Origin of the sequence: Streptomyces sp. cg36 (assembly GCF_041080675.1) — a bacterium.
GTDB lineage: Bacteria > Actinomycetota > Actinomycetes > Streptomycetales > Streptomycetaceae > Streptomyces.
In genome coordinates, this window is the sequence record NZ_CP163520.1 from 2,486,665 (window position 1) to 2,498,149 (window position 11,485).

Sequence of the window (11,485 nt, forward strand, 5' to 3'; positions counted from 1 at the left end):
GTCCCAATGTCCCTGTGCGTTCGCTGTGGCGACATCCGGCCGTCACCCGGGGGTGTACGGGGGCGACGGCCGGCCGGGCCGCGGTCAGAGGGCCGAGCCCTTCCTCCACTTCGCCCAGTCCAGGTTCCAGCCGCCCAGCCCGTTGTCGGGAGCGACGCCCTTGTCATGGGAGTTGACGACCTCCACCACGTCCCCGACCAGGGTCCGGTCGAAGAACCACCCGGCCGGGGTGTCCGGGCTGCCGCCCTTCACATCGCGCAGCCCGACACAGCCGTGGCTGGTGTTGGTGGTGCCGAAGGTGCCCGGGGTGGCCCAGTAGTTGCCGTGCAGGAAGGTGCCGGAGGCGGTGAGCCGGATCGCGTGCGGCACGTCCGGGATGTCGTACTCCCCGCCGAAGCCGACCGTCCGGCTGTTCATCCGGGTCACGTCGAACATCTCGGTGACCACCATCTTCCCGTTGTACGTGGTGTTCTTGGGCGACCCGGCCGAGATCGGCACCGTACTGATCAGCTCGCCGCCCCGGCGCACCTCCATGGTGTGCGCCTCGGCGTCCACCAGGGACACCTGGGAGCGCCCGATGGTGAAGGAGACCTTCTTCTCCTGGATGCCGTAGACCCCCGGCGCGCCCGGCACGTCCCGCAGCCGCATGTCCACGGTCACCCTCGTGCCGGGCCGCCAGTACGCCTGCGGCCGGAAGTCCAGCCGCTCCTTGCCGAACCAGTGCCCCACCACGGCGACCGGCGGGTCCGAGGCGACGCGGATCGCGCGCTCCACGGCCGCCCGGTCCTCGATCTCCTGGTTGAAGCTGAACGACACGATCATGCCGACGCCGACCGTCGAGCGGTTCTCGGGCTTGAAGTAGCCGATGAACCGGTGCTCGGGCACCAGGGTCGTGAAGCTGGTGTGGCGGGCCTGGCGGTGGCCGTGGCCGTCCAGCGCCACCGCGTCCACCGTGTACTTGGCGGCCAGCTCCAGCCGTCCCGGCGCGTCCTCGGACGGCGACCAGGTGAGGCCGTCCGCGGTGATCGTGCCCGGCACCTCCTCCGGCTGGGCGTCCTCGGCCTTCATCACCCGGACCCGCTCCAGGCGCCCGCCGGGCACCCGCACCTCGATCCTCCCGTCCGCCGGCACGCCCTTGGCGCCGTCCTCGGGGGTCACCAGGATCGCCTCCCGGGGCGACACCGCCTTGCCCGCGACGACGTCGCCGACCCCGCCCACGTCCAGCCGGTCGCCGCTGCACCCGGTCAGCCCGGCCACCAGTGCCGCCGTCAGTCCTGCCCATGTCAGGGCCGCCGCTGCGGTCGCCCCTGCCCGCTTCAGTACGCATCTCACGGCGGCTCAACGACCGGGGCCCGGCCGGGGAAACGTGAGTACGAGCCGGGTAACGGGAAGAACACCTGCGAAGACACGCGTGGGGAGCCGCGGCCGGGACGCCGCGCTCGTCCAGGCGCCGAGCCGCGGGAGGCCGAGGGGTGTCGAGCGCAGCCGAGCGGGAGGCAGAGCGGGGATGGGGGCGGCCGGCTCCGGGCGGTCAGCGGCACCGGCGGCGGGGCGGCCACCGGGGCGATCCGGGGGCGCTGCGCCCACCGGTGTGGCCGGGTGCGCCGACGCCGCTGGGGGCGCGCGTGCGGACCGGTCCGGACGGGGTGGCGGGCACCAACTTCGCGCTGTGGGCGGGCGGGGCGGAGGCGGTCGAGCTGTGCCTGTTCGACGCCGCGGGCACCGAGACGCGGCTGGCGCTGGCCGAGCTCACCCATGAGATCTGGCACGGCTTCGTGCCGGGCGTACGGCCGGGGCAGCGCTACGGCTTCCGGGTGCACGGCCGCTGGGACCCGTGGACGGGGGCGCGCTGGAACCCGGCGAAGCTGCTCCTGGACCCGTACGCGCGCGCGGTCGACGGGGACTTCGCGCTGCCGCCGCAGGTCTACGGGCACGTCCGGGACTGGCCGCAGCAGCACGTGGCCGACACCGTGCGCGACGAGCGGGACTCCGCCCCGTACGTGCCCAAGGGGGTCGTGGTCCACGACGACGACGACTGGGCGGACGACCACCGGCCCAAGACGCCGTGGGCCGACTCGGTCATCTACGAGCTGCACGTGCGCGGCTTCACCAAGCGGCACCCGGGCGTCCCCGAGGAGCTGCGCGGCAGCTACGCGGGGCTGGCGCACCCGGCCGCGCTCGACCACCTCGTCTCGCTGGGGGTGACGGCGGTGGAGCTGCTGCCGGTGCACCAGTTCGCCCACGAGGACCATCTGCTGCGGCGGGGCCTGCGCAACTACTGGGGCTACAACTCCATCGGCTACTTCGCCCCGCACGCGGCCTACTCGGCGTCCGGGACGGCCGGGCAGCAGGTCGGCGAGTTCAAGCGGATGGTGCGGGCGCTGCACTCGGCGGGCATCGAGGTCATCCTCGACGTGGTCTACAACCACACGGCGGAGGCGGGCGAGCTGGGCCCCACGCTGTCGCTGCGCGGCATCGACAACCGGGGCTACTACCGGCTCCAGCAGGAGGCGCGCCGGTACGCGGACTACACGGGCTGCGGCAACACCCTCCACGTGGTGCAGCCCCAGGTGCTGCGGCTGATCACCGACTCGCTGCGGTACTGGGTGACCGAGATGGGCGTGGACGGCTTCCGGTTCGACCTGGCCGCCGCGCTGGCCCGCTCGATGCACGACGTCGACATGCTCTCCCCGTTCCTGGCCGTCATCGCCCAGGACCCGGTGCTGCGCCGGGTGAAGCTGATAGCCGAGCCCTGGGACGTGGGGCGCGGCGGCTACCAGGTGGGCGCCTTCCCGCCGCTGTGGACGGAGTGGAACGACCGCTACCGGGACGCGGTGCGGGACTTCTGGCGGGGCGCGCTGCCCGATGTGCGCGATCTCGGCTACCGGCTGTCGGGCTCCAGCGACCTGTACGCGTGGGGCGGGCGCCGCCCGTACGCCTCGATCAACTTCGTCACCGCGCACGACGGCTTCACCCTGCGCGACCTGGTCTCCTACGAGCGCAAGCACAACGAGGCCAACGGCGAGGGCAACCGGGACGGCACCAACGACAACCGGTCCTGGAACTGCGGGGTCGAGGGCGAGACCGACGACCCCCGGGTGAACGCGCTGCGCCGCCGCCAGCTGCGCAACCTGCTCACCACCCTGCTGGTCTCCACCGGGGTGCCGATGCTGGTCGCCGGGGACGAGATGGGCCGCACCCAGCACGGCAACAACAACGCCTACTGCCAGGACGGCGAGGTGGGCTGGGTCGACTGGTCGCTGCTGTCCGAGCCGGGCCCCGGCTCGCTGCTCGCGCTCGCCCGGCGGCTGCTCGCGCTGCGCCACCGCCATCCGGTGCTGCGCCGCCGGGCGTTCTTCTCCGGCCGGGCCCAGGGCGCGGACGGGCTGCGGGACCTGGCCTGGTTCACCGCGCACGGCGCGGAGATGACCGAGCGGGACTGGTACGGGCCGACGGCGACGCTGGGCCTGTACCTGTCGGGGCGGGACATCCCGGGCCGGGACGCGGTGGGCGCGCCGGTGGTCGACGACAGCTTCCTGATCGTGCTGCACGCGGGGAGCGCGCCGGCCGCCTTCGTCCTGCCGGGGGCGCCGTGGGCGCAGCGGTACGAGGTGGTGGTGGACACCTCGCTGGAGGAGCAGGAGGCCGCGCCGGAGGCGGCGCACACGGGCGGGACGCGGGTGACGCTCCCGGCCCGGTCGGTGCTGGTGCTGCGGGTGGCGAGCTGACGCGGCGGGGCACGGGGCCCCGGGGCCGCTCAGCCGAGGATGCCCCGGTCGTACCCGACGGCGACGGCCGCCGCGCGGTCCTTGACGTCCAACTTGCCGTAGATGTGGGTGAGATGGGTCTTCACGGTGGCCTCGCTGATGAACAGCGCCCGGGCGATCTCGCGGTTGGAGGTGCCCTTGGCGACCAGCACCAGCACCTCCCGCTCGCGCGCCGAGAGCGACTCGTCGGCGCGCGCCGGGGTGCGCACCCGGGAGACCAGCCGGGAGGCCACCGCCGGGGAGAGCACCGTGCGCCCGGCCGCCGCCGCCCGCACCGCGGTGAACAGCTCGTCGCGGGGCGCGTCCTTGAGCAGATAGCCGGTGGCGCCCGCCTCGATCGCGGGCAGGGTGTCGGAGTCCGTGTCGTACGTGGTGAGGACCAGCACCTTGGAGCGCAGCCCGCGCCGGGTCAGCTCGGCGATCGCCGCCACTCCCCCGCCGCCCGGCATCCGCAGGTCCATCAGGACCACGTCCGGGTCCAGGCGTGCGGCCAGCTCCACCCCCTCGACGCCGTCGGGCGCCTCGCCGAGCACCTCGAAGCCCTCGGCGGAGGCGAACATGCCGCGCAGCCCGTCCCGGACCACGGGATGGTCGTCGCAGATCAGCAGGGTGATGATGGGGGTGTCTTCAGCCATGGCGGACCAACGGTACGCGGGCCGAGACCGCGGTGCCATGACCGGGTTCCGCCTCGACTGCCACGGTGCCCGCCACGCGCTCGGCGCGGGCCCGCATCCCGTCAAGGCCGAAGCCGCCGGTGCCCGAGCGCGGCGGCAGCGCGGCGGGGTCGAAGCCGCGCCCGTCGTCCCGTACGTCGAGGGAGACCTCGTCGCCCATGAACGACAGGGTGACGCCGAGCCGGGCCGCCCCGGCGTGGCGGCCCGCGTTGGAGAGCGCCTCCTGGGCGATCCTCAGCAGCGTCGCCTGGATCTCCTCGTGCAGCTGCTCGACGGTGCCGGTGACCGTGAACTCCGCCCGTACGCCGTGCCGGGCGCCCCACTCGGCGACCGTCTTCTTCAGCGCCTCGGGCAGCGCGTCGTGCTCCAGGGCGGCCGGGCCGAGGTTCTGCACCGAGCGGCGGGCCTCGCCGAGGCTGGCCCGGGCGAGCGCCTGGGCACTGGCCAGGTGCCGGGCGGCGGCCTCCGGGTCGGGGCTGCCCGCCACGACCTGGAGCTGGGCGATGATGCCGGTCAGGCCCTGCGCGATGGTGTCGTGGATCTCGGCGGCGAGGCGCCTGCGCTCGTCGGCGACGCCCGCCTCCCTCGCCTGGAGCAGGAGTTGGGAGTGGAGGGCCGCGTTCTCGTCGAGGGCCTGCTGGAGGCGGGCGTTGGCGCTCTCCAGCTCGGTGATGGCGACGGCCTGGAACTGGGCGCGCTCGTCCTCCTGGGCCGCGAGGTGGGCGAAGACGGAGAACATCACCATGTTGACGCCGAGCAGCGCCCCGAACACCAGCCAGCCGGTGCCGCCCTTGGGCGGCATGCCGCCGGACTGGGAGCCCGCCATGGTGACCGCGGTGGCGAACATGCCCGTCCGCACCCAGCGTTCGGGCAGCAGCAGCTGGGCCCCGAAGTAGCCGACGACGGCGTAGAAGGCGAAGAACGGGTTGAGCCAGGTCAGTGCGAAGGCGATCGCCCAGCGCAGCACGTAGTAGAGGAGGGAGGCGCGCGAGGGGGTCGGCCGGGCCGCCGGGCCCCGGTCCCAGACCAGCTGGAGGGCGACGGCCAGCACCACCAGGACGCCGGCGGCCCACCGCTCGGCCGGGCCCATCAGGGCCTCGGCGGTGGCGCCCGCCGCCAGGGTGCCGAAGCCGAGCATCACGTACGGGCCCCAGCGGTGGAACAGCCGCCACCGCTCGTCGACCCGGGCCCGCGCCTCGCGGCTGCCCACCAGCACGGTCACGCCCGGCCGGGGCACCGCCCCGCTTCCTTGATCGTCCATCCGCCCAGTGTCGGGCACGACCGGCTCCACGCGCCTCACTCCCAGCGGAACCAGCGGGTGGCGGCGGCCGACAGGACCACCGTCCACAGGGCGAGGACCCCCAGGTGGGACCAGCCGGGCCAGTCTCCGGCGGCGGCCTGGGTGAGGGCCTGGGCGGCGGCGCCGAACGGCAGGCTCTCCACGATCCTGGCCAGCACCTCCGGCATCGCCCGCACCGGCAGCCAGAGCCCGGCGGTGAACATCATCGGGAAGAACAGCGCGGCACCGGCCGAGTTGGCGATCTTCGCGGTCCGGGACAGGGCGGAGACCAGCGCGCCCAGCGACAGCGCCGCCACCAGCGACAGGGCGAGCGCGAGGACGTATCCGGCCGGGCTGCCCGGCAGCCGTACGTCGAAGGCGAGCCGGCCCACCGTCAGCGAGAGCGCCACCGAGACCAGGGCGGCGGCGCCGTGCAGCGCCATCTGGCTGCCCAGCAGCGCCGTCGGCCGGACCGGGGTGAGGGACATCCGGCGCAGGATGCCGCGCTCGCGGTAGCCGGTGAGCACCGGCGGCATCGCCTGGAGCGCGGCCATCACCAGCGCGAGCAGCACGCTGACCGGCACGTACACGTCCACGGGCCGCAGCCGGCCGAGGGAGTCGTCGGGCTGGCGGAAGTACGGGATGGAGCCGAGCACCGACAGCAGCAGGGTCGGGAACGCCATGATCCAGAAGATCCCGGCGGGCTCGCGGCGGAAGAGGCGGAACTCGGTCCGCAGGACGGCGGTGGTGGCGGTGGACATGGTCAGTGTGCCTTTCCGTGCGGGGCGGTGGCCGGCTGCGGAGCCCCGGCGGGCCCGGTGAGATCGAGGAAGGCGTCGTCCAGGGACGCCTCGGTGACGCGCAGCTGCCCGGCCGTGACGTGGTGGCGGGCCAGCAGGGTGAGGACGGCGTTGACGGTGTCCTCGCCGCCGTGGACGATGAACCGGCCCTCGCGCAGCTCCACCTCGGAGACCGCGGGCAGCTCCCGCAGCAGCTCCGCGTCGAGCGGGGCGGACGGGGTGAAGGAGACCAGGGTGGGCGCCGCGGCCCGGCTCACCAGACCGGCCGGGGTGTCCAGGGCGACGACCCTGCCCCGGTCGATCACCGCGATCCGGTCGCAGAGCCGCTGGGCCTCCTCCATGAAGTGGGTGACCAGCAGCACCGCGACCCCGCCGCGCCGCACGTCCTCGATCAGCTCCCAGGTGTCGCGGCGGGCCCTCGGGTCGAGGCCGGTGGTCAGCTCGTCCAGGACGACGGCCCGGGGGTTGCCGATCAGGGCGAGCGCGATCAGCAGGCGCTGCTTCTGGCCGCCGGAGAGCGCGCAGAAGCGGGTGGTCAACCGGTCGGTGAGGCCGAGGCGTTCGGCGAGCGGGCGCCAGTCGGCCGGGCTCGGGTAGAAGGCGGAGTACAGCTCCAGGGCCTCGCGGACGGTGAGCTTGGGCTGGAGTTCGCTCTCCTGGAGCTGGACGCCGAGCAGCCGGGTGACCTCGGCGCGGTCGGCGACCGGGTCGTGTCCGGCGACCCGGACGGTGCCGGAGTCGGGCACCCGCAGTCCCTCGACGCACTCCACGGTGGTGGTCTTGCCCGCGCCGTTGGGGCCGAGGATCCCGAAGATCTCGCCCTCCTCCACGGTGAAGGAGACGCCGTCGACGGCGGTGGTGCGGCCGTACGCCTTGCGCAGTGTGTTGACCTCGATGATGGGCATGTACCGAGAATCGCCCGCGCCGGTATCCGGCCACATCGCCCATCGCGCTCGACACCGCATCAACCGATCGGTCGATGCTGGGTACGACCTTGGTCGCCCGTCGAAAAGCCGTGGGCGTCACCGGCCGCGAAGCATAGGGTCGTTGATTGATGCCAGATATACATGCACCCACCAAGAACCAGTCCTCGGTCCGCACGCTGCTGCGGCTCCGGCCCTATGTGCGGCCGGTCCGGACCCGCCTGGTCATCGCGGCGTTCGTCGCCGTGGTCGCGTCCTGTCTCGGGCTGGTGATCCCGCTCGTCCTCAAGTGGATCGTGGACGGGCCGGTCACCGAAGGGGACCCGGGGGGCGTCTGGCTGGGCGCCCTGGTCCTGCTGCTGCTCGGCATCGCCGAGGCGCTGCTGTTCGGGCTGCGGCGCTGGCTGGTGGCGCGTCCGCTGGCCGGGGTCGAGGCGGCGATGCGGGCCGATCTCTACCGGCACCTGCAGCGGCTGCCGGTGGCCTTCCACGACCGGTGGCCCTCGGGCCAGCTGCTGTCGCGGGGCACCACCGATCTGAGTCTGCTGCGGATGTTCCTCGCCTTCCCGTTGACGTTCTTGCTGGTCAACGCGGTGACCATCCTGGCGGGCTTTGTCATCCTGCTCTCCCAGCAGTGGTCGCTCGGGCTGGTCCTCATCCTTCCCGTACTGCCGCTGGTGGTGCTCTGCTCGCTCTTCGAGACGCGCTACTCGCTGGCGGCCCGCCGGGCCCAGGACCAGGTCGGCGATCTGACGACGGTGGTCGAGGAGAGCGTCCTCGGCATCCGCATCATCAAGGGCTTCGGCCGCCACCGCAGCCAGGCGCGGGCCTTCACCGAGCTCGCGGGCGGGCTGCGCGGCACGGAGCTGCGCAAGGCGCGGCTGCTGGCCGGGCTGTGGGGCCTGATCACCACCATCCCCGAACTCGCCATCGGGGCGGCGCTGGTGCTCGGCACGGTCCGGGTCGCGGACGGCGACCTCTCGGCGGGCACGCTGGTGGCGTTCCTCTCCACCGCGCTCGCCCTGCGCTGGCCGGTCGACTCCATCGGCTTCCTGCTCGCGATGAGCCAGGAGGCGGCGACGGCGACCGAGCGGTTCTTCGAGGCGATGGACGAGCCGGAGGAGTCGGACGCCCCCCGGGAGGCGGCGGCCGGTGCCGTCGCGGACCCGGCGGGCGGGATGCGGTTCGAGAACGTCAGCTTCGGCTACCCGGACGCGCCCGAGGGCAGCGCCCCCGTACTGGACCGCGTCGACCTGCACATACGGTCCGGCGAGACGATGGCCGTGGTGGGGGCGACCGGCTCCGGCAAGACCACGCTCACCGCGCTCGTCCCCCGGCTGTACGACGCGACCGGCGGGCGCATCACGCTCGACGGGGTGGACATCACCGCCCTGTCGCGCGAGGAGCTGCGCGGGCTCGTCGCGGTGGCCTTCGAGGAGCCCACCCTGTTCTCGGCCGCCGTCGGCGAGAACGTCCTGATGGGCGGCGGCGGACCGGGCGACCTCGACCGGGCGCTCGACATCGCCCAGGCCGACTTCGTACGCAAACTCCCCCACGGCCCGGACACCCAGGTCGGCGAGCAGGGGCTGAGCCTGTCCGGCGGGCAGCGCCAGCGGCTCGCCCTGGCCCGGGCGGTGGTGGGGCGGCCCCGCTTCCTGGTGCTCGACGACCCGCTCTCCGCGCTCGACGTGCACACCGAGGCGCGGGTGGAGGCGGCGCTGCGGGAGGTGCTGCGCGAGACGACCGCGCTGGTGGTGGCGCACCGCCCGTCGACGGTGATGCTGGCCGACCGGGTGGCGCTGCTCTCCGGCGGGCGCGTCGCCGCCGTCGGCACCCATCAGGAACTGCTGCGCGGCAACGCCGAGTACGCCTGGCTGATGTCGGGCGCGGACGACAAGGGGGAGAACCGGTGACCACGACCATGGGCGCGGAGCGCCCCACCGACCCGGAGGAGCCGGACGGCGGACCGGCCGCGGCGGCCCCCGGGCCCGCCGCCCCGACCGAGCGGGCCCGGACCGGGAAGGCCGGCCCCGAGGACGCCCCGCCCGAGGGCGCCCGGCTCGCCGCCACGAAGCCCGCGGGCCCCGGCGCCGGCGACCCCTTCGACAGCGACACCCTGCCCGTACCGCACGGCGCCACCCGCGCGCTGCTGCGCGATCTGCTGCGGCCGATGCGGGGGCGGGTGGCGCTCACGGTGCTGCTGGTGCTGCTCCAGCAGGCCGCGGTGCAGGCCGGGCCGCTGCTGGTGGCGTACGCCATCGACCGGGGCGTGCCCGCGTTCCGCGACGACGACCACGGGCCGCTGATCGCGGTCGCGGCCGGATATCTGCTGTGCGCGCTGGGCTCGGGCCTGCTCCAGTACGCGTTCATCGGCACCTCGACCCGGGTCGGCCAGGACGTCCTGCTCGATCTGCGCGGGCGGATCTTCCGGCACGCGCAGGCGCTCAGCGTGGACTTCCACGAGCGCTACACCTCGGGCCGCCTGATCTCCCGCTCCACCTCCGACGTGGAGTCGCTGCGCGAGCTCCTCAACGAGGGCCTCCAGGAGCTGATCGGCGTCGTCCTCTCGGCGGTCTACATCTGCGCCATGCTGCTCTGGCTGGACTGGGGCATCGGCGCGGTCGCGGTGGCCTCGTACGCGCCGCTGCACCTGCTGATCCGCCGCTACCGGCGCCGCGCCTCGGTGGCGTTCGACGCCCGGTCCACCGCCATCGCGGCGGTGATCGTGAAGTTCGCGGAGACCCTGAACGGCATCCGCCCGGTCCAGGCGTTCCGCCGCGAGAAGGCCAACGACGCCGAGTTCGAGAAGCTCAACCACGTCCACGAGCGCGCCAACGGCGACGCGATCCTGGAGATGGCGCAGTACGTGGTGGGCTCCCGGCTGGTGGCCAACACCGCCGTCGCCGCGATGGTGCTGTGGGGCGCCTACCGGGTCGCCGACGGCACCCTCGCGCTCGGGGTGCTGGCCGCGGCCGTGCTGTACGTACGGCGGCTGTACGACCCGATCGACCGGCTGGGGATGTTCCTCAACTCCTACGAGGCCGCCGTCTCCTCGCTGGGGAAGATCGCCGGTCTGCTCGCCCAGACCCCGACCGTGCCCGAGCCCGAGCACCCGGTGCCGCTGCCGGAGCGGCGCGGCGAACTGCCGGGCCGCGACGTCGTGTTCGAGGGCGTGGGCTTCTCCTACCGCACGGGCGGCGAGGTGCTGCCGCGCTTCGACCTGACGATCCCGGCCGGGCAGACGGTGGCCGTGGTGGGCTCGACCGGCGCGGGCAAGTCCACGCTCGCCAAGCTGCTGGCCCGCTTCTACGACCCGACGGCCGGGGACGTCCTGCTCGACGGCGTGGACCTGCGCGACCTCGCGGTGCGGGAGCTGCGGCGCGGGGTGGTCATGGTCACCCAGGAGGCGTTCCTCTTCTCCGGCACGGTCGCCGACAACATCGCCATCGGCCGCCCGGACGCCACCCGCGAGGAGATCGAGCGCGCCGCGAAGGCGATCGGCGCGCACGACTTCATCGCGGGGCTGCCGGACGGGTACGACACGGACGTGCGCAAGCGCGGCGGCCGGATCTCGGCCGGGCAGCGCCAGCTGGTCGCGTTCGCCCGCGCGCTGCTCGCCGACCCGGCGGTGCTGATCCTGGACGAGGCGACCTCGTCCCTGGACATCCCCGGGGAGCGGGCGGTGCAGCGGGCGATGCACACGGTCCTGCGCGGGCGCACGGCCGTGGTGATCGCCCACCGGCTGTCGACGGTGGAGATCGCCGACCGGGTCCTGGTGATGGAGCACGGCCGGATCGTGGAGGACGGCTCCCCGGCCGAACTCATCGCGGGCACGGGCCGGTTCGCCGATCTGCACCGGGCGTGGCGGGAGAGCCTGGCGTAGGGGCGGCCCTTGCGGACCCCGCCCGGGTCGCGGGGCGCGGCACGCGCGTCCGCGGCGCGGGACCGCCCGCCGGGGCGCGGCGCCCCGCGCCCGCCCGGTGGCGGTGCGCCGCGGCGCCGCGCACCCCGGCCGGAACGCCACATCCGTCACACCGTCCGC

8 protein-coding genes are annotated in these 11,485 nt (G+C 74.1%); 3 read left to right on the forward strand and 5 right to left on the reverse strand.

What is annotated here, in order from left to right:
- Nucleotides 1-84 precede the first annotated feature (84 nt).
- Complete coding sequence (locus AB5J87_RS10975) at nucleotides 85-1,332, reverse strand: Ig-like domain-containing protein (RefSeq protein WP_369376210.1); 1,248 nt, start codon at nucleotides 1,330-1,332, stop codon at nucleotides 85-87.
- A gap of 293 nt (nucleotides 1,333-1,625) precedes the next feature.
- On the opposite strand from AB5J87_RS10975, the gene glgX reads away from it, so the two are divergent.
- Nucleotides 1,626-3,728: a glycogen debranching protein GlgX gene (gene glgX / locus AB5J87_RS10980; RefSeq protein ID WP_369376211.1), complete on the forward strand. Its 2,103-nt coding sequence runs from the start codon at nucleotides 1,626-1,628 to the stop codon at nucleotides 3,726-3,728.
- Nucleotides 3,729-3,757: 29 nt separating this feature from the next.
- Here glgX and AB5J87_RS10985 read toward each other — a convergent pair whose 3' ends face one another.
- The 4 genes from AB5J87_RS10985 to AB5J87_RS11000 are packed head-to-tail and all read right to left on the reverse strand — an operon-like array spanning nucleotide 3,758 to nucleotide 7,425.
- Nucleotides 3,758-4,402, reverse strand: coding sequence for a response regulator (locus tag AB5J87_RS10985; RefSeq protein WP_369376212.1), 645 nt, complete (start codon nucleotides 4,400-4,402; stop codon nucleotides 3,758-3,760).
- Nucleotides 4,395-5,702 (reverse strand): sensor histidine kinase, encoded by a 1,308-nt coding sequence (locus AB5J87_RS10990; protein ID WP_369376213.1) that lies wholly within the window; start codon nucleotides 5,700-5,702, stop codon nucleotides 4,395-4,397. The genes AB5J87_RS10985 and AB5J87_RS10990 overlap by 8 nt, the downstream gene beginning before the upstream one ends.
- A gap of 35 nt (nucleotides 5,703-5,737) precedes the next feature.
- Entirely contained in the window at nucleotides 5,738-6,481 is a 744-nt protein-coding gene (locus tag AB5J87_RS10995; RefSeq protein ID WP_369376214.1) for an ABC transporter permease, read from the reverse strand.
- Nucleotides 6,482-6,483: 2 nt separating this feature from the next.
- Complete coding sequence (locus AB5J87_RS11000) at nucleotides 6,484-7,425, reverse strand: ABC transporter ATP-binding protein (RefSeq protein ID WP_369376215.1); 942 nt, start codon at nucleotides 7,423-7,425, stop codon at nucleotides 6,484-6,486.
- A gap of 149 nt (nucleotides 7,426-7,574) precedes the next feature.
- Between AB5J87_RS11000 and AB5J87_RS11005 the strand changes: the two genes are divergently transcribed.
- Together AB5J87_RS11005 and AB5J87_RS11010 are read left to right on the forward strand one after the other, a co-directional pair.
- On the forward strand, nucleotides 7,575-9,356 hold the full coding sequence (locus AB5J87_RS11005; RefSeq protein WP_369376216.1) for an ABC transporter ATP-binding protein: 1,782 nt from the start codon (nucleotides 7,575-7,577) through the stop codon (nucleotides 9,354-9,356).
- Nucleotides 9,357-9,364: 8 nt separating this feature from the next.
- Complete coding sequence (locus AB5J87_RS11010) at nucleotides 9,365-11,326, forward strand: ABC transporter ATP-binding protein (protein WP_369383470.1); 1,962 nt, start codon at nucleotides 9,365-9,367, stop codon at nucleotides 11,324-11,326.
- The last annotated feature ends 159 nt before the right edge of the window (nucleotides 11,327-11,485 follow it).

Excerpts from the sequence above, each read along its gene's own strand:
- AB5J87_RS11005 (WP_369376216.1), top strand. The coding sequence starts at position 7,575 with ATGCCAGATATACATGCACCCACCAAGAACCAGTCCTCGGTCCGCACG.
- AB5J87_RS10995 (WP_369376214.1), bottom strand. The coding sequence starts at position 6,481 with ATGTCCACCGCCACCACCGCCGTCCTGCGGACCGAGTTCCGCCTCTTC.
- AB5J87_RS10985 (WP_369376212.1), bottom strand. The coding sequence starts at position 4,402 with ATGGCTGAAGACACCCCCATCATCACCCTGCTGATCTGCGACGACCAT.
- AB5J87_RS11000 (WP_369376215.1), bottom strand. The coding sequence starts at position 7,425 with ATGCCCATCATCGAGGTCAACACACTGCGCAAGGCGTACGGCCGCACC.
- AB5J87_RS10990 (WP_369376213.1), bottom strand. The coding sequence starts at position 5,702 with ATGGACGATCAAGGAAGCGGGGCGGTGCCCCGGCCGGGCGTGACCGTG.
- AB5J87_RS11010 (WP_369383470.1), top strand. The coding sequence starts at position 9,365 with ATGGGCGCGGAGCGCCCCACCGACCCGGAGGAGCCGGACGGCGGACCG.